Annotated in this window: 20 protein-coding genes; 13 read left to right on the top strand and 7 right to left on the bottom strand. The window is 71.8% G+C overall.

Features of this window, described 5'->3' with window-relative positions; all coding sequences use genetic code 11:
* The coding region (locus VIU94_RS34750) for an ATP-binding protein (protein WP_331917821.1) at positions 1-3041 on the bottom strand (3041 nt) is incomplete at its 3' end.
* Positions 3042-3220: 179 nt separating this feature from the next.
* On the opposite strand from VIU94_RS34750, the gene VIU94_RS34745 reads away from it, so the two are divergent.
* The 6 genes from VIU94_RS34745 (at position 3221) to VIU94_RS34720 (ending at position 9355) form a co-directional block, all read left to right on the top strand.
* A complete protein-coding gene (locus VIU94_RS34745; protein ID WP_331917819.1) occupies positions 3221-3826 on the top strand; it encodes an NADPH-dependent FMN reductase in 606 nt (201 codons plus the stop codon).
* A 137-nt stretch (positions 3827-3963) separates the two neighbouring features.
* A complete protein-coding gene (locus tag VIU94_RS34740) occupies positions 3964-5214 on the top strand; it encodes a methyltransferase domain-containing protein (protein ID WP_331917817.1) in 1251 nt (416 codons plus the stop codon).
* 28 nt (positions 5215-5242) lie between these two features.
* A complete protein-coding gene (locus tag VIU94_RS34735) occupies positions 5243-6595 on the top strand; it encodes an FAD-dependent oxidoreductase (protein WP_331917815.1) in 1353 nt (450 codons plus the stop codon).
* 10 nt (positions 6596-6605) lie between these two features.
* Positions 6606-7718: a nucleotide disphospho-sugar-binding domain-containing protein gene (locus tag VIU94_RS34730; protein WP_331917813.1), complete on the top strand. Its 1113-nt coding sequence runs from the start codon at positions 6606-6608 to the stop codon at positions 7716-7718.
* 99 nt (positions 7719-7817) lie between these two features.
* A complete protein-coding gene (locus tag VIU94_RS34725) occupies positions 7818-8393 on the top strand; it encodes a dTDP-4-dehydrorhamnose 3,5-epimerase family protein (RefSeq protein ID WP_331917811.1) in 576 nt (191 codons plus the stop codon).
* Positions 8390-9355 carry a Gfo/Idh/MocA family protein gene (locus tag VIU94_RS34720; RefSeq protein ID WP_331917809.1) on the top strand — a complete coding sequence of 322 codons (966 nt, stop codon included), beginning with the start codon at positions 8390-8392 and terminating at the stop codon, positions 9353-9355. The genes VIU94_RS34725 and VIU94_RS34720 overlap by 4 nt, the downstream gene beginning before the upstream one ends.
* 54 nt (positions 9356-9409) lie before the next feature.
* Here the strand turns inward: VIU94_RS34720 and VIU94_RS34715 are convergent, their stop codons facing one another.
* From VIU94_RS34715 to VIU94_RS34700, 4 genes are all read right to left on the bottom strand, one after another.
* Positions 9410-10372 (bottom strand): oxygenase MpaB family protein, encoded by a 963-nt coding sequence (locus VIU94_RS34715; protein WP_331917807.1) that lies wholly within the window; start codon positions 10370-10372, stop codon positions 9410-9412.
* A 107-nt stretch (positions 10373-10479) separates the two neighbouring features.
* Positions 10480-12045: a class I adenylate-forming enzyme family protein gene (locus tag VIU94_RS34710; protein WP_331917805.1), complete on the bottom strand. Its 1566-nt coding sequence runs from the start codon at positions 12043-12045 to the stop codon at positions 10480-10482.
* 79 nt (positions 12046-12124) lie between these two features.
* Positions 12125-12664: an SRPBCC family protein gene (locus VIU94_RS34705; protein ID WP_331917803.1), complete on the bottom strand. Its 540-nt coding sequence runs from the start codon at positions 12662-12664 to the stop codon at positions 12125-12127.
* Positions 12665-12720: 56 nt separating this feature from the next.
* The gene (locus VIU94_RS34700) at positions 12721-13731 is read right to left on the bottom strand and encodes an NADPH:quinone reductase (protein ID WP_331917801.1); all 1011 of its coding nucleotides are present in this window, start codon (positions 13729-13731) and stop codon (positions 12721-12723) included.
* Positions 13732-14061: 330 nt separating this feature from the next.
* Here VIU94_RS34700 and kdpF point away from each other — a divergent pair, with 330 nt between their 5' ends.
* From kdpF to VIU94_RS34680, 4 genes are read left to right on the top strand one after another with little or no spacing between them, the layout of a single operon-like run.
* Entirely contained in the window at positions 14062-14151 is a 90-nt protein-coding gene (gene kdpF, locus VIU94_RS34695) for a K(+)-transporting ATPase subunit F (protein ID WP_331917799.1), read from the top strand.
* Positions 14152-14159: 8 nt separating this feature from the next.
* Positions 14160-15824, top strand: coding sequence for a potassium-transporting ATPase subunit KdpA (kdpA, locus tag VIU94_RS34690; RefSeq protein WP_331917797.1), 1665 nt, complete (start codon positions 14160-14162; stop codon positions 15822-15824).
* On the top strand, positions 15821-17923 hold the full coding sequence (kdpB, locus tag VIU94_RS34685) for a potassium-transporting ATPase subunit KdpB (RefSeq protein WP_331917795.1): 2103 nt from the start codon (positions 15821-15823) through the stop codon (positions 17921-17923). Before kdpA ends, kdpB begins: the two co-directional genes overlap by 4 nt.
* Before the next feature lie 4 nt (positions 17924-17927).
* Positions 17928-18605, top strand: coding sequence for a potassium-transporting ATPase subunit C (locus VIU94_RS34680; protein WP_331917793.1), 678 nt, complete (start codon positions 17928-17930; stop codon positions 18603-18605).
* A gap of 128 nt (positions 18606-18733) precedes the next feature.
* Here VIU94_RS34680 and VIU94_RS34675 read toward each other — a convergent pair whose 3' ends face one another.
* Entirely contained in the window at positions 18734-20326 is a 1593-nt protein-coding gene (locus tag VIU94_RS34675; protein ID WP_331917791.1) for an AMP-binding protein, read from the bottom strand.
* Between the two features lie 152 nt (positions 20327-20478).
* On the opposite strand from VIU94_RS34675, the gene VIU94_RS34670 reads away from it, so the two are divergent.
* Positions 20479-21594 (top strand): hypothetical protein, encoded by a 1116-nt coding sequence (locus tag VIU94_RS34670; RefSeq protein WP_331917789.1) that lies wholly within the window; start codon positions 20479-20481, stop codon positions 21592-21594.
* Between the two features lie 45 nt (positions 21595-21639).
* Here the strand turns inward: VIU94_RS34670 and VIU94_RS34665 are convergent, their stop codons facing one another.
* Entirely contained in the window at positions 21640-22971 is a 1332-nt protein-coding gene (locus VIU94_RS34665) for an FAD-linked oxidoreductase, L-gulonolactone oxidase family (RefSeq protein ID WP_331917787.1), read from the bottom strand.
* A 118-nt stretch (positions 22972-23089) separates the two neighbouring features.
* On the opposite strand from VIU94_RS34665, the gene VIU94_RS34660 reads away from it, so the two are divergent.
* Complete coding sequence (locus VIU94_RS34660; RefSeq protein WP_331917785.1) at positions 23090-24394, top strand: alanine racemase; 1305 nt, start codon at positions 23090-23092, stop codon at positions 24392-24394.
* Between the two features lie 84 nt (positions 24395-24478).
* Positions 24479-25069 (top strand): TetR/AcrR family transcriptional regulator, encoded by a 591-nt coding sequence (locus VIU94_RS34655; RefSeq protein WP_331917783.1) that lies wholly within the window; start codon positions 24479-24481, stop codon positions 25067-25069.
* Positions 25070-25264 lie beyond the last annotated feature (195 nt).

Raw genomic sequence — 25264 nt, 5'->3', positions numbered from 1 at the left:
CCCTCCAGGGCCAGCGCGACCGCCCGCGGGTCGCCGGTGGACCGGGCCGCCGCGAGCCCCTCCAGCTGGAGCTCGCGCGCCCCGGCCGCGTCCCCGCGCAGCTCCGCGGCGAAGCCCAGCTCGGCGAGGACGAGGGCGGGCATGCCCAGCTCGTACCGCATCCGGCGGTGCAGCGCGAGGACACTGCGCATGTGCGCCTCGGCGGTGTCCAGATCGCCCTCCCGCCGGGCCCCCATCCCGAGCCCGATCTCCGCGAACAGCTCCCCGAACCGGTCCGACTGCTCGATCGCCAGCCGCCGCGCGCGCTCGTGGAACTCGCGCGCCCTCGGGTAGTCCCGCATCAGCAGCGCGATCCGCCCGAGCCCGGCCAGGTGGAAGGAGACCTGCGGCCACAGCCCGAGGTCCTCCGCGATCCGCAGCCCGTCCCGGTAGAGCCTGCCGGCCTGTCGGTAGTCGCCGTCGACCTCGGCGAGCGTCTCCAGCGGCACCATCGCCTGCAACTGCCCCCACCGGTCGCCGAGCTCCCGGAAGATCTCCAGACTCTGCTCGCCGTCCCGGCGCATCGCGCTCACGTCCCCGCGCAGCTTGGCGTGGAACGCGCGGCTGCTCAGCGCCGCCGCCGTGCCCCACCGGTCGCCGTGCGAACGGAACGTGGCCAGCGCCCGGTTCAGCAGTTCCTCGCTCGGCCCCAGGTCGCCGATGCCGTACAGATTGGTGCCGAGGAACCACTCCGCCCGGGCCCGGGCCTGCGCGTCGTCGACCTGCTCGTACGGCAGCAGCGCCGCGCGGTACTCCGCCAGCGGGTCCGCGCTTCCGCCGAGCGCAAGGGTGAACCCGCCCCGCCAGGCGGTCGCCCGGGCCGCGGCGGCGACCGGCGCGTCCGGGCCGAGCGAGAGCGCCGCGGTCAGCGCGCGCTTCGCCTCGTTGGCGCGGCCGCGCAGATGCCAGTACCAGGTCAGCGCGTTGGTCAGGCGGAGCGCGCACGCCGCGTCCCCGGCCCGTACCGCGCTGTCCAGGGCGCTGCGCAGATTCGCGTTCTCCGCGTCGAGCCGGCGCAGCCACTGCCGCTGGCTGTGGTCGCGCAGATGGCCCTCGGCCCGCTCGGCCAGGTCCGTGTAGTGCAGCCGGTGGCGGCGCTGCAGGTCCTCCTGCTCGCCGGTGTCCCGCACCTGCTCCAGGCAGTACGCGGCGACCGACTCCAGCATCCGGTAGCGCGGCCCGTCCACGCCGTCCGCCATCACGACCAGCGAGCAGTCCACCAGGCGGGCCAGCAGGTCGAGCACCTCGAACCGGTCCAGGTCGTCCCCGGCGCAGGTCTCCTCGGCGGCCGCGAGCGTGCAGCCGTCCGCGTGCACCGCAAGGCGGCGCAGCACCGCGCGCTCCTGCTCGCCGAGCAGCTCCCAGCTCCAGTCGATGACCGCGCGCAGGGTGCGCTGTCGGGCCGGCGCGGTGCGCGTCCCGGCCGCGAGCAGATGCAGCCGGTCGTCGAGCCGTGCGTCCAACTCCCGTACGCCCAGGGCTCGTACGCGCTTGGCGGCCATCTCCAAGGCCAGCGGGATGCCGTCCAGGCGGCGGCAGATCGACACGACCGCCTCGGCGGTCGACTCGTCCAGGACGAAGTTCGGCGCGGCCGCCGCGGCCCTCTCGACGAACAGCTCCACGGCGCTGAACCGCAGCAGGTCCGTGGGGGAGAGGCCTGCGGACGGCTCGGGTCGCAGCAGCGGCTCGACCTCCCGGAGGAATTCCCCGGTCACGCCAAGCGGCATCTGACTGGTCGCCAGAATTCGTAGCGCCGGGCTGACTTTGAGCAGTTCCTCGGCCAACTCGGCGACCGGCTCGCTGACATGCTCGCAGTTGTCGAAGACCAGCAGTGTCGGCTGCCCGCCGATCGCCTGCGCCATCCGGTCGACCGGGGTGAGCGGCCCCTGCCCGGGCAGCGCCACGATGTCGTCCCGCACGCCGAAGAGCGAGGCGACGGCTTCGTACACGTCGGACGGCGATCCGGCGGGACCGTGCCGCTCGGGCCCGGCGTCGCGGCCGGGCCTCGCGTCGAGCGCCGCGAACTCGGCGAGCCGCACCCCGCCGGGGAACCGGGTCCCGAGCCGCGCCGCCGTCGCGAGCGCGAGCTGCGTCTTGCCGACGCCGCCGGAGCCGGTCAGCGTCACCAGCCGGTGCGCGTCGAGGAGTTCGGCGAGCTCGCCGATCGCCTCGTCGCGGCCGATCAGCTCGGTCAGCGCGCTCGGCATGTTCGTCGCGGGGCGGGCCGCGCTGGTCGCGGGCGAGGGCGCGGCGGCGAGCGCGGGGTCCTGGGTCAGGATCGCCTGGTGCAGAGCGGCCAGCTCCGGGCTCGGGTCCAGGCCCAGCTCCTCGGCGAGCCGGGTGCGCAGATCCGCGTAGCTGCCGAGCGCCGCGCTCTGCCGGCCGGCCAGGTACAGGGCCCGTACGTGCGCGGTGCGCAGCCGCTCCCGAAGCGGGTGCAGCGCGACCAGGTCGCCCAACTCGTCCGCGACCAGCGCGTGTTCGCCCAGGTCGAGCCGGGCCTCGGCCTGCTCCTCCAGGGCGGTGAGCCGCTGCTCCTCAAGGCGGTCGCGCGCGGCGCGGGCGAACTCCTCGTCGGCGAAGTCGGCGTAGGCGGGCCCGCGCCACACCGCGAGCGCGTCGGCCAGCAGCCCGGCCCGGGCCCGCGGGTCCTCGGCGGCCCGCGCCCGGGCGGTCAGGTCCTGGAAGCGGCCCGCGTCCACGGCGTCGGAGTCGACGCGCAACTGGTACGCCTGCCCCTGCGAGATCACCAGGTCCCGGCCGCCCTGTTCGACGGACTCCAGGGCCCGGCGCAGCTGCCAGACCTTGTTCTGCAGCGCGCCGGCGGGATTGCTCGGGAGCTTCTCGCCCCACAGCTCGTCGACCAGCCGGTCCGCGGAGACCGGGCGTCCGTGGTGCACCAGCAGACAGGCCAGCAACGCACGCACCTTGAGCTCCGGAACCCGTACCGGCCGGCCTTCGGCCGACCACACTCCCAAGGGACCGAGCACTCCGAAACGCATGTGATCACGTTATCAAGCGGCCGCGGGCCGGAAGCGGCCGTGGGCCGGAACCGGAATCGGCCGGGGCAGCACCGGACTCGGGCCGGGGAGCCGACCGAGAGCGGACCGAGAGCCGGCCGGGAGCGGGCGCGGGCAGCGTGGGCGCCCTTGAGATCCCCGACCGTGAAGGAGCACCCGGGATGTCCCCGCAGAGCGTGCGAGTGGCCGTCGTCATCGGCAGCATCCGGACCGGTCGCTTCGGACCCACCCCGGCCAACTGGATCGCCGCCGAGGCGGCTCGGCGGGACGACATGGAGGTCGACGTGATCGACCTCGCCAAGGTCTGGCTGCCGGACGTGCTCGGCGACCGCGGCCCCGACCCGGACACCACCGACGTCGCCCCCGCCCCGCAGGCGGTGCTCGACCTGGCCCCGTGGCTGGCCGCCGCCGACGCCTTCATCATCGTCACCCCCGAGTACAACCACAGTTATCCGGCGTCGCTGAAGAACGCCATCGACTGGTACGTCGACGAGTGGAAGGCCAAGCCGGTCGCCTTCGTCTCGTACGGCGGGATCGCCGGCGGCATGCGCGCGGTCGCCCATCTGCGCGAGGTCTTCCCTGCACTGCACGCCGTCACCGTCCGCGACGCCGTCGCCTTCCCGGACTACTGGGAGCTGTTCGACGACGAGGGCCGGCTCAAGGATCCGCAGCGCTGCGAGGCGGCCGCCCGGACGATGCTCGACCAGCTCGCCTGGTGGGGCCGCACCCTCCGCACGGCCCGCGAGGAAAGTCCGTACCCCGGCTGACCGGCGCGTATGTCGGGCGGCCTGACCTGACACACACCCCGGCGGCGCCTTGAGGGCGAACATCCGCGGAACCAGACTCTTTTGTGGGAGCCCAGGTGAACTCTCTCCACCGCAAGGAATTCACAGAGGAGTCGATCGTGACCGATCCGGCGAACGAGAAAGCCCCGGAGAAGACGGAGTGCCGGATCTGCGGCGGCGCCGTGGAGGAATTCTTCGACTTCGGCCGGCAGCCCGTCTCGGACTCCTTCGTGACGCCCGAGACGGCCGGCCGGGAATTCTACTTCCGGCTCGCCGCGGGAATCTGCGCCGACTGCACGATGGTGCAGCTGATCGAGGAGGTCCCCCGGGAGCAGATGTTCCACGAGGACTACCCGTACCGCTCCTCCCAGTCCGCGGTCATGCACCGGCACTTCGAGGAGTACGCCCAGCGGCTCCTGGCGACCGAGCTGGCGGGCGAGGACCCGTTCATCGTGGAGATCGGCTCCAACGACGGCACCATGCTCAAGACCGTCCAGAAGGCCGGCGTGCGGCACCTCGGGGTCGACCCGTCCGCGCAGGTCGCCGACTTCGCCCGGGCCGAGGGCGTGCGGGCGCTGACCGCGTTCTTCCAGGACAGCACCGCGCGGGAGATCGCCGTGGCGGACGGCCCGGCGGACGTCATCTTCTCCGCCAACACCTACAGCCACATCGCCTACATGGACTCGGTCTTCAGCGGGGTGGACGCGCTGCTCGCCGACGACGGCGTGCTCGTCATCGAGGACCGCTACCTCGGCGACATCATGGGGCAGAACGCCTTCGACCAGATCTACGACGAGCACTTCTACCTGTTCTCCGTCTCCTCCGTGCGCGCCATGGCCCGCACCTTCGGATTCGAGCTCGTCGACGCCGAACCGCTCACCGTGCACGGCGGTTCGATGCGCTACACCATCGCCCGCCCCGGTCGCCGCACCCCCTCCCCGGCGGTCGCCGAGCACCTTCAGCGCGAGCAGGAGCGGGGCCTGGCGAGCCCCGAGACCTTCCGGCGGTTCGCGGCCAACGTCCGCAGCGGCTGCGGGGAGCTGATGGAACTGCTCACCTCGCTGCGCGAACAGGGCCGCACAGTCGTCGGCTACGGCGCCACCGCCAAGAGCGCCACCATCATCAACTACGCCGGAATCGGGCCGGAACTCGTGCCCTTCATCGTCGACAGCACGCCCGCGAAACAGGGCCGGCTCACCCCGGGAAGTCACATTCCGGTGCGTTCCCCGGAGGAGTTCTCGGCGCCGTACCCGGATTACGCGCTGCTGTTCGCCTGGAATCACGCCGAGGAGATCATGGCGAAGGAGAAGGGATTCCGCGAGGCGGGCGGAAAGTGGATTCTCTACGTCCCGGACGTCCACACGGCCTGATCACTCCACGAAATTCGAGAAGGGTGTCATGAGCACACACGCAGCGAGGCGCACCGCGGTGATCGGCGGCGGAATGGCGGGCTGCGCCGCCGCCAAGAAACTCGTCCGGGCCGGCCGTGAGGTCGTGATCTACGAGACGGCCGACGGGCTCGGCGGCCGGGCGCGGTCCTGGTACCGGCCGGAGATCGAGCCGGACGTGGGCATCAACCTGATGTACGTCAGCTTCTACCGCATCATGACGGAGCTGATCCGCGAGTACGGCCTGGAGAGCGAGCTCATGCAGCTCTCCAGCAACATCTACATCTCCGACAACGGCAAGGCCGTCGGACTCTCCCCGGACTCGATCCTCAGCCCGCTGAAGTACTCCAGCGTGAGCCTCAAGGACCGCATCGCGTTCCTCGCCCACTCGATCCAGCAGGTCCGCAAGAAGGACGAGGTCGACTTCTTCGACCCGTATCTGTCGGCTGCGGCCGACGACGGGACCAGCGCGGCCGAGTGGGGCTACCAGCGCATGTCGCGGCGCGGCTTCGACTACATGCTGCGCCCGCAGATCGAGGGCTTCTGGAACTTCGCCTCCGAGGACGTCTCCGCCGTCCACGCCCGCTCGCTGCTCGCCTGGATGGGCGGCTCCGGCTTCTTCGTGTTCAAGGGCGGGATGCAGATCATCGCCGAGAAGAACGCCAAGGGCGCCGAGCTGCGGCTCGCGCACGACGTCACCGACGTCCAGATGGACGGCGACCGGGTGCGGATCACCGCCGCGCCGCACGGCGGCGAGCCGGTCACCGAGACCTACGACGAGGTCGTCGTCGCCACCCCCGCCCCGATCGCCGCCAAGCTGACCGCCGCGCTGCCGCCCGAGGTCGTCGGCGAGGACGCCCGCCGCTTCATGGAGAGCCAGCGGTACGAGCCCGCCCTCTCCGTCGCCTTCCTCGTCGACCCCGAGAAGCTGCCGTCCGAGGCGCACATCGTGGCCGGCGGGCCCGGCGACGTGCCGCTGCGCAACATGATCACGTACCCGCGCACGGTCCGCGACGCTCAGGGCCGAGCGGTCGAGAAGCTGCTGGTCTTCGCCTACCCGGGCCGGGAGACCACCCGACGGCTGCTCGGCCGCCCGCAGGAGGAGCAGTTCGCCGCGGTCGCCCCGCTCCTGAAGACCCTCTGGAAGGACTTCGACGGCGAGGCCGAGCCCTTCCACATCGCGGAGCGGCCGTACGGCTTCCCGATCCCGGCCCCCGGCCGCTACCGCCGCTCCGCCGGCGTCATCCGGCAGCTGCGCGCCCCGGTCGTCCTCGCGGGCGACTACTTCAACTCGCCCACCACCGAGGCCGCGATGCTCTCCGGCTACCGCGCCGCCGAAGCCCTCGTGAAGTCCGCGTCGTAGAGGAGTGACGATGAAGGTCCTGTTCATCCCGGGCAACAGCCCGTACCCCGTCTTCTCGCACACCCCGCTCGCCACGGCCGTCCGCAACGCGGGCCACCAGGTCCTCATGGGCGGCATCGACTGGGTGCTGCCGAACATCGCGAGCGTCGGCCTGCCGCCGATCGAGATCTCCCCGCTGTCGGTCGAGGAGGTCGCCGCGTTCATGGGCGCCATGCCCTCCGACCCCGTCGAATGGGCCCGGTTCGTCGGCCGCGGCTACGCCGAGATCGCCGTCAGCAGCCTCGAACGGCTCCTCGCGCTGTCCGAGCACTGGCGCCCCGACCTCGTCGTCGGCGGCGGCATGTTCTACACCGCGCCGATCCTCGGCCACCACCTCGGCATCCCGTCGGTGCGCCTGGAGTGGGACCGGATCGACACCGCCATGTACGACCCCGGCGCCGAAGAGGTGCTCGCCCCGGTGCTCGCCGAGCTCGGCCTGGACAAGGTGCCCGAGCCCGACCTGTGGATCGACGTCTGCCCGCCCAGCCTGCAGCCCGAACGGCCCCGCCCCGCCCGCCCGATGCGCTGGATCCCCGGCAACCCGCAGAAGCGGCTGGAGCCGTGGATGTACACCAAGGGCGACCTGCCCCGCGTCTACATCACCGCCGGCACCCGGCTGTTCAGCGGCGACGCCCTCAAGGGCCTGGCCGAGAACGTCGCGAAGCTGGGCGTCGAGGTGATCGTCGGCGCGCCGGAGAGCGTCGCCGCCGAACTGCGCGACGAGCTGCCCGGCGTGCGCATCGGCTGGGTCCCGCTGGACATCCTCGCCCCCACCTGCGACGTGATCATCCACCACGGCGGCGGCGGGACCGACATGACCTCGATCCACGCGGGCGTGCCGCAGATCGTGGCCAAGCCGGAGTACCCGACCGAGGCCACCGCCAGGATCGTCGAGTACGGCGCCGCACTGCTCGTCGACGGCGGCGAGGAGACCGCGCAGGACGTCACCGACGCGCTGCGCCGCGTCCTCGGCGACCCGGCCTTCACCGAGCGGGCCCGCGAGCTCTCCCGCGAACTGGCCGCACTGCCCACGCCGAACGAGCTGGTGAGCGACCTGGAGAAGCTGGTCGCGGACCGCGCCTGACCACCCGTCACCCCCCACCGCCCCCGCTCCCGGTCCGCCCGGCCCTGTGCCGGAGTCGGACCGGGAGCGGGGGCGTGCCCACGAGAGAGGAGCCCGCCGGTGCGCATCGACGCCACGGCGATCCCCGGAGCGTACGTCGTCACCCCCGAGCGCCACCCCGACGAACGGGGCGTCTTCTTCGAGTCGTTGCGCACCGACAAGCTGGCCGAGGTGCTGGGCGAGCCGTTCGTCCCGCGCCAGGTCAGCTACTCCGTGTCCCGCCGCAACACCCTGCGCGGCATCCACACCGTGCGCGTCCCTCCCGGTCAGGCCAAGTACGTGACCTGCGTGCGCGGCGCCCTGAGGGACCTGATCGTCGACCTGCGGGTCGGCTCGCCCGCGTTCGGCCGGCACCACGTCACCGAGCTCGACCCCGGATCGGGCCGCGCCCTCTACATCCCCGACGGCGTCGGCCACGGCTTTCTCACCCTCGCCGAGGACACCTGCATCAGCTACGTCATGTCGACGGTGTACGCGCCCGGCACCCAGCTCGACATCGACCCCTTCGACCCCGAACTCGCCCTGCCCTGGGGTTTCACCGAGCCGCCGCTGACCTCGCCCAAGGACGCCGCCGCACGTTCGCTCGCCGCGACGCTGGCCGCCGGCGACCTGCCGCGCTGGGAGGAGGACCGATGAGCGACCTCATCCGGATCGGCGTGCTCGGCTGCGCCGACATCGCACGGCGGCGGATGCTGCCCGCCCTCGCGGCCTCGGCGGCCTTCGACGTCGCCGCCGTCGCCGGCCGCGACCGGGCGCGGGCGGACGAGCTCGCCGGCGCGTACGGCGCCCGCGGCTACGGCGACTACGCCGAACTGCTCGCCGACGACGGCATCGACGCGGTGTACGCGCCCGTCCCGCTCGCGCTGCACCACCGATGGGTCGAGGCCGCGCTCATGGCCGGCAAGCACGTGCTCGCGGAGAAGCCGCTCACCACCGACCCGGAGCGGACGGCCGCGCTGTTCGCGCTGGCCCGGGAGCGGTCGCTGGCCCTGATGGAGAACGTCATGTTCGTCCACCACGGCCGGCACGCCGAGGTGCGCCGACTCGTCGCCGACGGGGCGATCGGCGAACTCCGGTCTCTGCACGCCGAGTTCACGGTGCCCCGGCGTCCGGCCGACGACATCCGGTACCGCCCGGAACTCGGCGGCGGCTCCCTCGGGGACACCGGCGTCTACCCGCTGCGCGCCGCCTTGCACCTGCTCGGCCCCCGCCTCACCGTGCTCGGCGCGTCCCTCACGTCCGCGCCCGGCTTCGAGGTCGACACGGCGGGCGCGGCCCTGCTCGCCGCCCCCGACGGCGTCACCGCCCAGGTCTCCTTCGGCCTCGACCACGCCTACCGGGGCCAGTACGAGCTGTGCGGCAGCACCGGACGCCTCACCGTCCCGCGGGCCTTCACCCCGCCCGCCGACCAGGACCAGGTCATCGTCCTGGAAGACCCCTCCGGCGTCCGCGAGCTCCGGCAGCCCGCCGAGGACCAGGTGGCGGCCACCGTCGCCGCCTTCGCCGCCGCCGTGCGGACCGGCCACGCGGACCCGGCCGACAGCCTCGCCCAGGCCCGGCTCCTGGCGGCGGTCGCCCACCACGCCCGTACCGCCTGAATCACACGTGACGGCCGCTCCCCGGATCGGAGAGCGGCCGTCACGTCGTGGGGGCTACGCGGTCGCGGGCTTCTGCGCCGAGTGCGTCGGGCCCAACTGCTCGGCCTCGAACTTGCCGTCCGGGAACTCCGTCGTCGGCAGCGGATCGGGCGTCGCCCGGGTCATCCGCGGCGGCTGCCGGCGCACGTACGCCGAACGAGCCTTGATGACCGAGTCCACGGCCAGCGTGAGCAGCCGCGGCGGCTTCGGCACGCCGAACGCCAGCCGCATCGGCGCGGTCAGCAGCGAGGGCACCACCGCCGAGGCGACCAGCTTCGCCCCGTACGGCTTGAGCCGGTCCGGCAGCCACCCCGTGAACGGAGCGATGATCATCGGTTCGAGGGCCTGCCACAGCTTCACCGCGGCCGGCGAGTAGCGGAAGTGCTTCTCGACGAAGGCGTCGTGGAACGCGGCGAACTCCTCGTACGACTCGGGGATGTCCTTGATCCCCATGTGCTCGCCCTGCTCCCGGATGTGCAGGAACGCAGCGTCCCGCTCCCGCTGGGACACCGGGCGCCAGGCCCGCTCGTCCACCCAGCGGATCGGCAGCACCAGGCTGGTCGCGAGGACGAACAGGTAGTCGTCGTTGGTGATCGCCCAACGGCGGCCGGTCGACTTCGCGTTGAGATCCCGGACCGCGTTCTTGTGGATCCGGTTGAGCTGGCGCACCGCGGCCCGGCCGCGCGGGTCGTTCAGGCCCCGGCGGGCGATCTCCAGGGCGATCAGACCGTGGTGCTCGAGGCGGCGACGGGTGTTCTCGGTGATCTCGCCCGTCTCCAGGAGCAGTTCGGCCATGTGCGCGGGGGCGACGCTGTTGAAGAAGGCGAGCGCGCCCGCGACGCCGAAGTCCCAGGGGAACTCGTAGTCGATGGCGTCCCACCAGATGCTGCTGTACTCCTCGTGGAGGTTACGGCGCTCGAACTCGCGGAGGCGCGCGTACTTCTCCTCACGGCTGTTGGACCGGCCGGCGGTGGTCATGGGTCTGTTCCTCCGATCGGGACGGGGACGGAACGCGACCCGGAGGCCCTGGGGGGTGGAGGGCCTCCGGGTCGCGGGTTCGTGAACCCCGGGTGCGGCGCGCCGGGTCAGCCCTTCTGCAGCGTCTCCAGCTGCCGGATGAGCTCCAGGCGCTTGATCTTGGTGGTGGCGGTCTGCGGCAGGTCCTCCAGACGGTAGACGACCGGCTCGGCGAGCGGCGGCAGGTCCGCGACCGCGGAACGCCAGGCGATCGGGTCGATCGGCTTGTCGTCCTTGGTGGAGATGACCGGCACGGCACGCCCGTCGGGACCGGGGACGATGATCGCCTCGGTCAGCTCCGGCAGCCGGGCGAAGAGCTTGTCCTCGATCTCCAGCGTGCTGTCGATGCCGTCGATCCGGTCGACCTCGCGGTCCAGCAGGTGCAGGCAGCCCCACTTGGTCCGGAAGCCGAGGTCGCCCATCCGCCACCAGCCGTCGTTGACCTGCTTCTCCCAGCGCTCGTGCTCGCCGAGGTACGTGACGATCCGGCCGTCGCTGCGGACCTCGATGAAGCCCGGGTTGGACTTCGACGGCGGGTTGCCGTCCCGGCTCACCACCCGCACGCCCGTCATGCCCGGGAACGGCGCGCCGACGCAGCGGCCGTCCGCCTCCGCGCCCCGCTTGTGGCTGTAGGTGCGGCCCGCGATCGGGCCGACCTCGCTCTGCCCGTACATCTGGATGAACAGAGCGCCCTTGCGGCGCGAGGCGCCGAGCAGCGCGTGCACGGTGCGCGGGTGGATCGCGTCGAACGTGGAGCTGAAGTACTTCACCTTCGACAGCGGCCTGCGCGGGTCGTCGACCAGCTCCTCCCACCGCATGAAGGTGTTCGGGTGCGCCTCGATCAGGCCGGGCGGGACCTGGGAGAAGATCTCGCCGACGGTCTCGGGGTCGTCCTCCTTGAGGATGATCACCGGGTGGCCCTGCAGGATCGAGATGGGCAGCGCGGTGAAGATCCGGGAGTGCACGAACGAGACATGGATCGCGACCGGCTCGTTCGGGCCGACCAGCTTGGCCACGGTGCCCTGCGGGCGGTAACGGGCCTGGAAGGTACGGCCGGTGTGCACGGCCAGCTTGGGCACACCGGTCGTGCCGGAGGTGTGGGTGATCAGCGTCGGGTGATCGGGCGGCATGATCACCGGCGCGATGCGCGGGGAGCCGGCGAGCGACGCGAGCTCCGTCGCGCCCTCGTACGAGCCAGAGGCGAGCAGCGTCTTCACGGCCAGCGTGAGCACCTCGGCCGGCAGCTCGTCGGTGAGCTTGGCCTCGTCGGTGAGCAGATACGGCTGGTCCACGCGGCGCAGCAGCTCGGCCACGGTGCCGCCGTCCAGCTTCGGCGAGAGCAGCACCGGGACCGCGCCGACGCGGTTGATCGCGCAGGCGAGCAGCGTGATGTCGAAGCCGTTGGTCTTGTGGACCACGACCCGGTTGCTGGGACGGACCCCGGCCGCCCACAGCCGGGCGGCGAAGTCCGCGATCAGGGCGGCCACTTCGGTGAGGGTCGGACGCCGCCCCAGCTCCGGGGCGATGTCCAGGTCGTGGTCGAGGACCACCGGGCTCGCGGGATGTTTCGCGGCCGCCCTGTCGAAGAGTGTTGCCAGGCGAATGCCTTTGTTACCTATGCGCTGCAGGATCATCGCGAGCACATCCCCTCTGTGGAGTGATTGGTCGTCGGCCGGAACCGGGCGACCGCAGCCCTTCAGGCTTTCCGGTCGCTCAGGATTTCTCGATGATTTCCTTGATGCGCCGCAGCGTCGCGGCGAGATCGTCCGCCAGCTTGTCGGTCCAGTCCTCGACGAACTTCACGCGTTCCGGCTCGTCGAGATCCGCCACGATCTTGTGAATTCCCGCGGTGGCCGTGCCCATTCGGAAGTGGTGCGTGAGCACCGCCCCGCCGTCGGCCGGCGCGATGTCGAAGCCCCAGACGGACTCCTGGTTCTCGCCCACGTGGGAGAGCATCATCCACTGGAAGGTGCGCCCCGGCTCGGCCTTGGTGACCCGGCACTCCGTGTACCAGACGCCGCGGACGAGCGGGGCCCAGGAGACGATTTCCTCGCTGCGCAGATTCTCTCCGCGGAATACCGAGCCGACCTGGGACGGGGCTCCGGAGATCCATTCCCCGCCCTGGCACTCGGGAGACCATTCGCCACTGCGCGGAAGGTCGCTCACCACGGCGTAGACGTCGTCGGCGGACGCGGACACATGAAGGTCGGCGCGCAATTCGAAGAGAGGGGACTTCTCGATGATGGATGTCATGTGAAGAATCCTCTCCGCATATGCGCCGACGCGGACCGAGGTCGGCGGAGGGTTGGTCAGGTTCCCCTCACCGGACTCCCGGGAAGGTCCTCGGGGCGAGTGAAAAGGACCACCTTTCCGGTCGCCTTCCCGGACTCGACGAACGCGTGCGCCGCCGCCGCCTCGCTCAGCGGCATCGGCTCGATCGCGGGCGCCCGCAACTGCCCGGACGCGAGCAGCCGGTTGAGACCTGCCGCCGCCTCCGCAAGCTCGTCGACGGACGCCTGCGAGATCGCGAACCCGACGATCGAGCAGTCCTTGGTGTACAGCGGACCGGCCGGCAGCTCCGGCCGGGTGGTCATGCCCGAGAGCAGTACGATCCGGGCGCGCCGCGCCAGTACCTCCACCGCGCCGGTCAGATCGTTGCGGGCCGAGGTGTCGACGAACATGTCGACCCCGCGCGGCGCCAGCTCCTTGATCCGCCCGGTCACGTCGGGATCCCGGTAGTCGACGAACTCCGCCGCGCCCAGCCGGCGCACCTCCTCGGCGCTGCGCGCGCCGGCCACCGCGATCACCCGGGCCCCCGCCAGGGCGGCCATCAGGACCAGGGCGCTGCCCACGTTCCCGCCGGCGCCGAGGACGACCACGGTCTCGCCCATCCGCAGCCGGCCGTGCGTGAACAGGGCGAGGTACGCGGTCGTCGCCGGGTGGGCGACGGCCACCGCGTCCGCGGCCGGCACGCCGTCCGGCAGCTTGTAGAGCCGGTCCACGGGCACGACCGCCTGCTCGGCGGCGGCGCCCTGCCGGCCGGCGTACCCGAGGCTGTTGCACCAGACCCGGTCGCCGACGGCGAACCCGACCGCTCCGGGGCCCACGGCCGCGACCGTGCCCGCGAGGTCCCGCCCGATCACCAGCGGCATCGGTACGGGCGTGCGCCAGGCTCCCGAGCGCACAAAGGTGTCGACATGGTTGACGGCGGAGACCTCGACGTCGACGAGCACGTCGCTGGGCCCCGGCAGAGGCGTCGGCAGCTCCCCGTACCGGATGGACTCCGGCGGTCCGAACCGCGCGATGTAGGCAGCACGCATGGGTCGGATTGTGGCCACAACCGGACCCGGCCCGTCGGCTCGCGAGCCGACTGTGTCAGGTCCTTCGGCCCACCCGAGACCCCGGCCGGAGCGTTCCGCGGGCCGCGTGGGCGGGCCGCCGTAGAGGTTGCGTCAAGAGCGGCGTCATCGGCGTCAGGGAGGCGTCAACGCAGGTCGGAAAGGGCCGGGGGGAGAGGTTTCCTCGGATCGTCCGAGAATCCGTTCTTCCTTCTCTCTCCGGGAGCTCACGATGGCCGACCTGGCCTTCGTCGTCACCACGACCGCGGTCTTCGCGCTGGTGGCGTTCATCGCCAAGGGGGTGGCGAAGCTGTGACTGTCGAGAATGTCGTCGGTCTGATCGTGGCCGCCGCTCTGCTGGGCTATCTCGTCCTCGCCCTCGTCAAGCCGGAGAGGTTCTGAGCACGGCTATGAGTCCCGTTCTTGCTGGAGTGCTCCAGCTCCTGGCTTTGGTGGTCGCGCTCGGCCTCGCGTACCGGCCGCTGGGCGATTACATGGCCCGGGTGTACTCCTCGGAAAAGCATTACCGGCCCGAGAAGTGGATCTACAAGGCGATCGGCGCGAACCCGGACGCGCAGATGCGCTGGCCGGCGTATGCGCGCGGGGTTCTCGCATTCTCCGCTGTGAGCGTGCTGTTCCTTTATCTGCTGCAGCGGGTGCAGGGTTCGCTGCCGGGTTCGCTGGGTTTCACGTCGATCGATCCGGATCAGGCGTTCAACACGGCGGCGTCGTTCGTGGCGAACACGAACTGGCAGTCGTACTACGGCGAACAGGCCATGGGCCATGTCGTCCAGACCGGCGGCCTCGCGGTGCAGAACTTCGTCTCGGCGGCCGTCGGAATCGCGGTCGCGGTGGCGCTGGTGCGCGGATTCGCCAGGTCCCGTACGGGTGAGCTGGGCAATTTCTGGGCCGACCTGGTCCGCGGCACCGTCCGCATTCTGCTGCCGATTTCCGTGATCGGCGCCCTGGTGCTGGTGGCGTGCGGCGCGATCCAGAACTTCTCCGGGATCCACGAGGTCGGCCAGTTCCTGGGCGGCACGCAGCAGTGGAACGGCGGCGCGGTCGCCTCCCAGGAGGTCATCAAGGAGTTGGGGACGAACGGCGGCGGATACTTCAACGCCAACAGCGCCCACCCCTTCGAGAACCCCATCGGATTCTCCAATCTCTTCGAGATCTGGCTGATCCTGGTCATCCCGTTCGCGCTGACCCGGACCTTCGGGCGGATGGTCGGCTCGCTGAAGCAGGGGTACGCGATCCTCGGCACGATGGCCACCATCTGGCTGGGCTTCACGGCGCTGATGATGTGGACGGAGTTCCACCACGGCGGTCCGGCGTTCGACCTGGCCGGCGGGGCGATGGAGGGCAAGGAGACCCGGTTCGGGGTCGGCGGCTCGTCGATCTTCGCCGTCGCGACCACGCTGACGTCGACCGGTGCCGTGAACTCCTTCCACTCCTCGTACACCGGTTTCGGCGGCGGGATCACGATGCTGGGCATGCAGCTCGGCGAGATCGCGCCGGGCGGGGTCGGCTCGGGTCTGTACGGCATGCTCGTCATGGCGATCATCGCGGTGTTCATCGCGGGCCTGATGGTCGGCCGCACCCCGGAGTACCTGGGGAAGAAGATCGGCACGCGGGAGATCAAGTTCGCGGCCTGCTACATCCTGATCACCCCGGCCCTCGTGCTGGGCTTCACCGCCGCGGCGATGGCCCTGGACACTCCCGCGAACTCGATGACGAACTCGGGCGCGCACGGCTTCTCCGAGATCCTCTACGCCTACACCTCCGGCGCCAACAACAACGGCTCCGCGTTCGCCGGTCTGAACGCGGACACGCAATGGTTCAACACCACGATCGGCATCGCGATGCTCCTGGGCCGGTTCCTGCCGATGGTCTTCGTCCTCGCGCTGGCCGGCTCGCTCGCCGAGCAGACGCCCGTCCCGGAGACAGCGGGCACGCTGCGGACGGAGAAGCCGCTGTTCACGGGCCTGCTGGTCGGCACGATCCTGATCATCACCGGTCTCACCTACTTCCCGGCCCTCGCCCTGGGCCCGCTCGCCGAAGGGCTTGCAGCATGAGCACCCTCACCACCCCACCCCGCACCTCGCGGCAGGACGTGCCCGCCGGTCCCGAGGAGACCCCGGGACGCGTCGGCGGCGGCCTGTTCGACGCCGGGCAGCTGGTGAAGTCGCTGCCGGACGCGCTTCGCAAGCTCGACCCGCGCGTGATGATCAAGTCGCCGGTCATGTTCGTCGTCCTCGTCGGCTCCGTGGTCACCACCGTGCTGGCGCTGAAGGAGCCGGGCGACTGGTTCGGCTGGGCGATCACCGCCTGGCTGTGGCTGACCACGATCTTCGCCAACCTTGCGGAGGCGGTGGCCGAGGGCCGGGGCAAGGCCCAGGCCGACACCCTGCGCAAGGCGAAGACCGACACGGTCGCCCGCCGAATCGTGGGCGGGAACGAGGAGCAGGTCCCCGGCACGGAGCTGCGGATCGGCGACCTGGTGGTCTGCGAGGCAGGCGACATCATCCCCGGCGACGGTGACGTCGTCGAGGGCGTGGCATCCGTCGACGAGTCCGCGATCACGGGCGAGTCGGCCCCCGTCATCCGCGAGTCCGGCGGCGACCGCTCGGCCGTCACCGGCGGTACGAAGGTGCTGTCGGACCGGATCGTCATCAAGATCACGACGAAGCCCGGCGAGACCTTCATCGACCGGATGATCAACCTGGTCGAGGGCGCGGCCCGGCAGAAGACCCCCAACGAGATCGCGCTCAACATCCTGCTCGCCTCGCTGACGATCGTCTTCCTGCTCGCCGTGGTGACGCTCCAGCCCTTCGCGGTCTACGCCGGGGCCGAGCAGTCGATGATCGTGCTGACCGCCCTGCTCGTCTGCCTGATCCCGACGACGATCGGCGCGCTGCTCTCGGCGATCGGCATCGCCGGCATGGACCGGCTGGTGCAGCGCAACGTCCTCGCGATGTCCGGCCGCGCGGTCGAGGCCGCCGGCGACGTCTCCACCCTGCTCCTGGACAAGACCGGCACCATCACCCTCGGCAACCGCCAGGCGGCGGAGTTCGTACCGGTGCGCGGCACTGCCGAGGCCGAACTCGCCGACGCCGCCCAGCTGTCGTCCCTGGCGGACGAGACGCCCGAGGGCCGCTCGGTCGTGGTCCTGGCGAAGGAGAAGTACGGGCTGCGCGAGCGGCACCAGGGGGAGCTGGCCCACGCCGAGTGGGTCGAGTTCACCGCCCAGACCCGCATGTCGGGTGTGGACGTGGACGGGCGCAAGGTCCGCAAGGGCGCGACCGGTTCGGTCGTCGCCTGGGTCGAGGAGCGCGGCGGCGCGGTCTGCGACGACGCCCGCACGCTGACCGACACGATCTCCCAGGCCGGCGGCACCCCGCTCCTGGTCGCCGTCGAAGACGCGGACGGAGCGCGGGTCCTGGGCGTGATCCACCTCAAGGACGTCGTCAAGGAGGGCATGCGGGAGCGGTTCGAGGAGCTGCGCCGCATGGGCATCAAGACGGTCATGATCACGGGCGACAACCCGCTGACCGCGAAGGCGATCGCCGAGGAGGCCGGAGTCGACGACTTCCTCGCCGAGGCCACGCCCGAGGACAAGATGGCCCTGATCAAGCGGGAGCAGGCGGGCGGCAAGCTGGTCGCGATGACCGGCGACGGCACGAACGACGCCCCGGCCCTCGCGCAGGCGGACGTCGGCGTGGCCATGAACACCGGCACGTCGGCCGCGAAGGAGGCCGGCAACATGGTCGACCTCGACTCGAACCCGACCAAGCTGATCGAGATCGTCGAGATCGGCAAGCAACTCCTCATCACCCGGGGGGCGTTGACGACCTTCTCGATCGCCAACGACGTGGCGAAGTACTTCGCCATCATCCCCGCGATGTTCGCCGTCGCCTACCCGAGCCTGGACAAGCTCAACATCATGGGCCTGTCCTCGCCCCAGACCGCGATCCTCTCGGCCGTCATCTTCAATGCGCTGATCATCGTCGCCCTCGTCCCGCTCGCCCTGAAGGGCGTGCGCTACCGGCCCACCAGCGCCGACAAAATGCTCCGCCGCAACCTCGGCGTCTACGGACTCGGCGGCCTGATCGCCCCGTTCATCGGCATCAAGCTCATCGACCTACTCCTCTCCACGATCCCCGGAATCGGCTGAAGCCATGACCAACAACTCCGTAGGAAACACCGGCCGGATGCTCTGGGCGGCCCTGCGCGCCCTCCTCGTCCTGACCGTCGTGTGCGGCGTGCTCTACCCGCTCGCCGTCACCGTCCTCGCCCAGGTCGCCTTCCACGACAAGGCGAACGGCTCCGAGATCAAGGACGCGAGCGGGAAAGTCGTCGGCTCCGAACTCATCGGCCAGACCTACGACCTGCCGCTCCAGGACGGCCAGGAGCAGGCCGCCCCGGACCTGAAGTGGTTCCAGCCCCGGCCCTCCAACGGCCTCGGCGCCAACAGCGTCAACACCCGGTACAAGCTCATCCTCTCCGGCGCCACCAACCGCTCCGGCGACAACCCCGAGCTCATCCAGTGGGTCAAGGACGCCAAGGCGGCCGTCGTCAAGGACAACTCCACCCCCGGCTGGAAGGTGAAGCCGTCCGACGTCCCCGCCGACGCCGTCACCTCCTCCGGCTCCGGCCTGGACCCGCACATCTCCCCGGAGTACGCGAAGCTCCAGGTCCACCGCGTCGCGGAGAAGAACCACCTGACCGTCGCCCAGGTCGACCGGCTGGTCGCCGACCACACCGACGACCGCACCCTCGGCTTCATCGGCGAACCGCGCGTCAACGTCCTCCAGCTCAACATCGCGCTGAAGTCCCTCGTGACGGACGAGAACTGAGCCGCTCTCAGGTTCCAAGCACCCCGGCCCGGTCCTCCGCCTCCCCGGTGTGATCCGCGACCCGCTTCAGTGACCCGTGGGCCCGGCGCACGCGCGTGCGCCGGGCCCGTCGCTCACGGCGACAGGCGTCAGCGGTCGCCGCCCAGCGGAAGCGCGCGCAGGTCCTTGCGGAGGATCTTGCCCGCGGCGGACTTCGGCACGGCGTCGGTGAACTCGACGATCCGGACCTTCTTGTGCGGGGCGACCCGCTCGGCGACGAAGCCCATCACCTCGTCGGCGGTCAGCTCGGCGTCCGGCCGGCGGACCACGAAGGCGCGCGGGATCTCGCCGCAGTCCTCGTCCGGGTAGCCCACGACGACCGCGTCCACGATCGCCGGGTGGGTCAGCAGCAGCGCCTCCAGCTCGGCCGGCGGCACCTGGTAGCCCTTGTACTTGATGAGCTCCTTCAGCCGGTCGACGACGTACACCTCGCCCCGGGGCCCGACCCGTGCGATGTCGCCGGTGCGCAGGAACCCGTCGGGGAGGATCGTCTCCTCGGTCGCCTGCGGATTGCCGAGATACCCGGCCATCACGTTCGGCCCGCGCACCTGCAGCTCGCCCGTGGCGCTGTACTCGCCCTCGACCGCCGACACCTCCGCCCCGGTCTCCGGGTCGACGAGGCGGAACTCCGAGTTCGGCACGGCGAAGCCGATCGACCCGACCGACAGCGACCCGTCGACCGGGGTGACGTGCGAGACCGGGCTCAGCTCCGTCATGCCGAAGCCCTGCATCATCCGGCAGCCGAGCTTGGCCGCCAGCGCCTCGCCGAGCGCCTCGTCCAGCGGCGCCGCGCCGCTCAGCACGGTCCGCACGGTGGACAGGTCGTACTGGTCGGCCATCGGGTGCTTGGTCAGGGCGACCGCGATCGGCGGCGCGACGTAGAGGAAGGTGCAGCGCTGGTCCTGGACCGTGCGGAGGAAGTCCGCGAGGTCGAAGCGGGGCAGCGAGGCGAGCGTGCCGCGCGCCTTGAGCGTGCCGTTCAGGATCACGTTCATGCCGTAGATGTGGAAGAACGGCAGCACGGCCAGCACAGAGTCCTCGGGACCGATGGGCAGCATCGGCTCGTTCTGGCAGATGTTCGCCACCAGGTTGGCGTGCGTCAGCATGACGCCCTTCGCCCGGCCGGTCGTCCCGGAGGAGTACGGCAGCACCGCCAGATGCGTCGCGGGATCGATCGTCACCTCGGGCGCACGAGCGCCCTCGGCCAGCATCTCGCCCAGCGTGTCGTGCCCGGCGCCCGGGTCGAGCAGGCAGACGTCCGCCGCGGGGATGCCGACCTCGGCCGTCGCGGCCAGCGCGGTCGGCAGCAGCGGCGTCACCGTGACGTACCGGACGGCCCCGGAGTCGCGCAGCTGCGCCGCGATCTCGGTCGGCGTGTACAGGGCGTTCACCGTGGTGACGGTGGCGCCGGCGCGCAGGATGCCGTGGAACGCGACCACGAACTCGGGACAGTTGGGGGCGTGCAGCGCCACCACCTCGCCCGGCTTCAGCCCGCGCGCGGCCAGCGCGCCCGCGAACAGCTCGACGCGCTCCGCGAGTTCGCCGTAGGTGAGCGCACGGCCGGAGGGCCCGTCGACGATCGCGACCCGGTCCCGGTCGGCGGCGTCGATCGTGCCGAACAGGAGCTCGTGCACGGCGACGTCCGGAATGACGACGTCGGGAAGGGGACTGCGGAAGATCACGGTGGGTCTCCTGGAGGTCGAGCCGTACGGACGAAAGGCGATGATGCCGCGCATCCTGCCGCAGCCGCGAGCGGGGCGCGACGGGAGGGAAAACACGTTGGCGGCCGATCGCCGAGCTGGAATGATCCGCCTGTTCAGGTGCTGGAGGATATTTGTTCGTATTCGTATGCGCGGGGTGTGACGCGGTCCTGACCGCCCCGCTGTCCCAGGTCGAGCTCCCCGACCACGCCCATCAGCAGTACGGCAACGGGATCCGGTCGATGCCCGTCCTCATGGAGTCGGGCACCTTCGCCGTCGAACAGGAGCCCTGGGGTCCGCCGTGGCGGCGATGGGAGGAGTTCACCCAGGAGGAGACCGAGGCCCGCGGCGTGTACGCGCCCGTCTGGGCCCTGTCCGACGCGCTGCCCGGAGCGGTCCTCATGGCCCCCGGCGACACCCGCGGCACCGTGCTGATTCCGGAGCGGGCCGGCGGCGGTGGCTGCTGCGGCCTCGGCGGCGACGAAGGCCCGAACACGGCGTGCCAGGAGTGCGGCCTCCCCGTGGCCACCCGGATCGACGACTGCTCGCTCTGGCAGACGCTGTGGCTCGCCCCGGACGCCGTGCGCCGCGTCCCGGCCGGCCCCGCCCCCGAGCCGCTCTCCTGGGAGGAGGTGGTGGCCGAGCGGAAGTTCGCGCCGCCGACCGACGAGCTCCTCGACCGGTGGAGCCCGGCGTGGGAGCCGGCGATCGGCGCGGCCCTCGCCCACCTGCTGGTGGCCTCGGAGGGCCGTCCGGTGGACGTGCCGGGCGGCCTCGTCGCGTCCGTCTTCCAGCGCACGCTGGAGGGACTGCTGCCGCCGGGGGAGCCGGGGGTTCCCGGGCGGACGCCGAAGAAGGCGGTCCTGGCCGGTCCCGGACTGCCCGCCCCCGACGGCACCGCGGACATCGCCCTCGTCCCGCGCCACCCGCAGACCGGGGAGACCTGGCGGCCGCCGAGCGGGCGGCCGAACGCCCTCGTCCCGCTGGCCGCCGCCGTGTGGCTCTACCTGGCCTTCGAGAGCCTGGCCTTCGAGAAGGAGTGGCTCCCCGTCCCCGCGACGGGTGGCCTCCCCGCCGGCGTCCTGCGCGACGACCCGGCGCCCCCCACGCACTCCAAGTGGCTGTTCCGCCCCGACATGGCGGCATTCATCCGGACGCTGTCCCGGCTCCCCGAGGTGCGCAGCCCCTGGCTGTCCGAGGTCTACGGCGAGCTCACGTCGTTCGGCGGCCGCTACCGCGGGCTGTTCTAGCCACGAGGGCCACAAGGGCCACGACGGACGCGAGGGCCACGAGGCTCACGACGGCCTCCGGCCCGGGGCCTGCGGCGCCGGGCCGAGGACGCGGTCCAGGTACGGGTTGGCGAACACCCCGGTCGGGTCGTGCGCGTCGCGCAGGGCGACGAAGTCGTCGAAGCGCTCGTACCGGGGCCGCAGTTCCGCCGCGTCGAGCTCGTGCATCTTGCCCCAGTGCGGCCGGCCCCCGTACCCGCCGAGGATGTCCTGGCAGGCGCGGAAGTACCGCTCGTACGGCATCCGGTGGTACTGGTGGAACGCGATGTAGCAGCTGGCGCGGCCCTGCGCGGTGGAGAGCCAGATGTCGTCGGCGGCGGCGAAGCGCACCTCCAGCGGGAACGACACCCGCTCCCCGTGAGCGTCGATCCAGCGCTTGAGCTCGCGCAGCGCGTCGGCGGCGTGCTCGCGCGGGATCGCGAACTCGCCCTCGTGGAAGCGGACGTCGCGCACCGAGGCGAAGACCTTGTACGAGTGGTCCGTCCACTCCCGCGAGGACATGGCCCGGGCGGCGAACCGGGCGATCGGCGGCACAAGCCCCGGGAAACGGGTGCCGATCCGGTTGAGCCCCTCGAAGCCGAGGCCGCTGACGGTCTCGTCCAGGCGGCGCGAGAACGCGCCGATCGGCTGGAGCGGCGCGTCGCCGGGCAGCCGCCGGAAGCGCCGGGTGAGCGCGGTGGTGCTGTGCGGGAACCAGAAGAACTCGAAGTGGTCGTTGCCGTCCGCGAGTTCCTGCGCGCGCTCCAGCGTCTCCGCGACCGGCATCGCGGTGTCGCGGGCGTGCAGGGCGAACAACGGCACGCACTGGAGCGTCACCCGGGTCAGGACACCCAGCGCCCCGAGCCCGACCCGGGCCGCGGCGAACAGCTCCGGCCGCTCGGTGGGCGAACAGGTGGTCACCGAGCCGTCGGCGAGGACCAGTTCCAGGGCGCGGACCTGCGTGGCGATGCCGCCGAACCGGACGCCGGAGCCGTGCGTGCCGGTCGAGATCGCGCCGGAGACGGTCTGCCGGTCGATGTCGCCCATGTTCTCCAGAGCGAGGCCGTGCGCGGCGAGCAGCGGGTTGAGCTTCCACAGCGGCATGCCCGCCCCGACGGTGACCAGACCCGTCTCCGCGTCGATCGCGGACACGTCGTCCAGCAGGTCCAGGCGCAGCTGCACGTCGGGCGCGACCGCGGCGCCGCTGAAGGAGTGCCCGGCGCCCACGGGCTTGACCCGCAGCCCGTCCCGTACGGCGTCCTTCACCGCCACGGCCACCTCCGCCGCGCTCGCGGGGCGCAGGACGCGCCGAGGCCGCGCCTCCTCGTTCCCCGCCCAGTTGCGCCACACGCTGCTCATGCCAGGAGTCCTCTCGACCGGATCGGCGCGGCCGGCGCCCGGTCCGGCGGCGGCTTCCCGGAAGACTGAACTTGGTCAACCGTCCAAGTCAAGAGTCCGGAACTCTTGACTTGGACGGTTGACCAAGACACTGTGGCGACCCCGCAACCGGTCCACGGAAAGGCCGTACGCCATGGGAAGCGCCGCGCCGGACGACGACACCCGGACTGCCCCGTACCGCCCGGTCTCACCCGCCGGATTCGCCGAGCTGGAGGCCGCGACGGCCGGGCTCCAGCCGCCGTTCGCCGTGGTCGACCTGGCGGCCCTGCGGGCCAACGCCGCCCAGATGACCCGGCGCGCGGGCGGCAAGCCGATCCGCCTCGCCAGCAAGTCCCTGCGCTGCCGCGCCCTGATCGCCGAGACCCTGCGCCTGCCCGGCTTCACGGGTGTCCTGGCCTTCACCCTCCCCGAGGCCCTCTGGCTGGCAGGGGATGCAGAGACCCCGGGCGACATCCTCATCGGCTACCCGACGGCGGACGTGCCCGCCCTCCGCCGCCTCGGCTCCGACGAACGCGCCGCCGCCCGGATCACGCTGATGGCCGATTCCGTCGAGCACCTCGACCTCATCGCCGACGCCGTGGGCCCCTCCGGTCCGCCCGTCCGGATCTGCCTCGACCTCGACGCCTCGCTGCGCCTCCTCGGCGGCCGGCTCCACCTCGGCATGCGCCGCTCGCCCCTGCACGCCCCCGAGCAGGCCGCGGCGCTGGCCCGCGCCGTCCTGGCCCGGCCGCGGCTCGAACTGGTCGGCGTCATGGCGTACGAGGGACAGATCGCCGGCGTCGGGGACAACCAGCCGGGACCGGGGCTGACCCGCGCGGCGGTGCGCTTGGTGCAACGCGTCTCGGCCCGCGAGCTGCGGGCCCGTCGCGCCGCCGCGATCCGGGCCGTACGTGCCGTCGCACCGCTGGAGTTCGTCAACGGCGGCGGCACCGGCAGCCTGGAGACCACCTCCGCCGAGCCGGCCGTCACCGAGCTCGGGGCCGGGTCCGGCCTGTACGCCCCGGTGCTCTTCGACCACTACCGCGGCTTCCGCCCGCTGCCCGCCGCGTACTTCGCCCTCTCCGTCGTCCGCCGCCCGGCGCCCCGCCATGTCACCGTCCTGGGCGGAGGCTGGATCGCCTCCGGCGCTCCCGGCGCGTCCCGGCTCCCCGTACCCGTGTGGCCGGAGGGCCTGAGCATGCTGTCCGCGGAGGGGGCCGGCGAGGTCCAGACCCCGCTGGCCGGCGTCGCCGCCGACGGGCTGACGCTCGGCGACCGGGTGTGGTTCCGGCACGCCAAGGCGGGCGAACTGTGCGAGCGCGTGGAGCGGCTGCACCTGATCGAGGGCGACAGGATCGTGGACGTGGTCCCGACGTACCGGGGGGAGCGGCACGCGTTCCTGTGAGGGCCGGGCACTGGGATACGTTGATCAAGCCGCGGACGCGACCCGGACCGCCAGACCCGCCCCACCACCCCCAGGGAGCCCGCCATGCCCCGCCTGTCAGCCGACGAGCGCCGTGAGCAGCTGGTCGAGGCGGCGATCCGGGTCATGATCCGCGACGGCGTCGCCAAGACGACCACACGCGCCGTCGTCACCGAGGCGGCCGTCCCGCTGGGGGCCTTCCACTACTGCTTCCGCTCCAAGGAGGAGCTCCTGCAGAGCGTGATCGAGCGGATCACCGAGCGGACGCTCTCGCCCGTCATCACCCACCCCGAGGGGACGCCGTACGACGTCATTCGCTCCACCCTGCACGCCTACTGGGACCGGGTGCGCGAGCGCCCCGCCGAGCACCACGTCACGTACGAGCTGACCCAGTACGCCCTCCGCCAGCCGGGCCTCGCGGACCTGGCCCGCAAGCAGTACCGCCACTACCTGTCGATCAACCGCGCCTACCTGGACTCCATGGCGCGCGCCCTCGGCATCCGGTGGACGGTCGACCTCCCGGTCCTCGCCCGCCACGGCCTGAGCGTCCTGGACGGTCTCACCCTCAACTGGCTCATCGACCGCGACGACGCCGAGGCCTCGGCGGCCCTGGACGAGTACGCCCGCTACCTCTCCTCGGTCGCCGTCCCGAGCTAGGGCCTGTCCGGCGGATCATGGCCGGGGTCGCGGCGTCTGGCACGGCGCCTCGCTGCGTTGCCGAAACGCCCCAATAGCTCCTTCCCCAAGCTCTCGGCTCCGCTCGAGCAGGGGAGACCCCATCCGAGGCGCTCCGGCGCCTTGCGATGCACCGCACCAGACGCCGCGACCTATCCGACCCTGATCCGCCGGACA

It is taken from the genome of Streptomyces sp. (assembly GCF_036566765.1).
Classification (GTDB): domain Bacteria; phylum Actinomycetota; class Actinomycetes; order Streptomycetales; family Streptomycetaceae; genus Streptomyces.
Note: the sequence above shows the minus strand (reverse complement) of the source record. Positions and strands in the feature narration are given on the sequence as shown.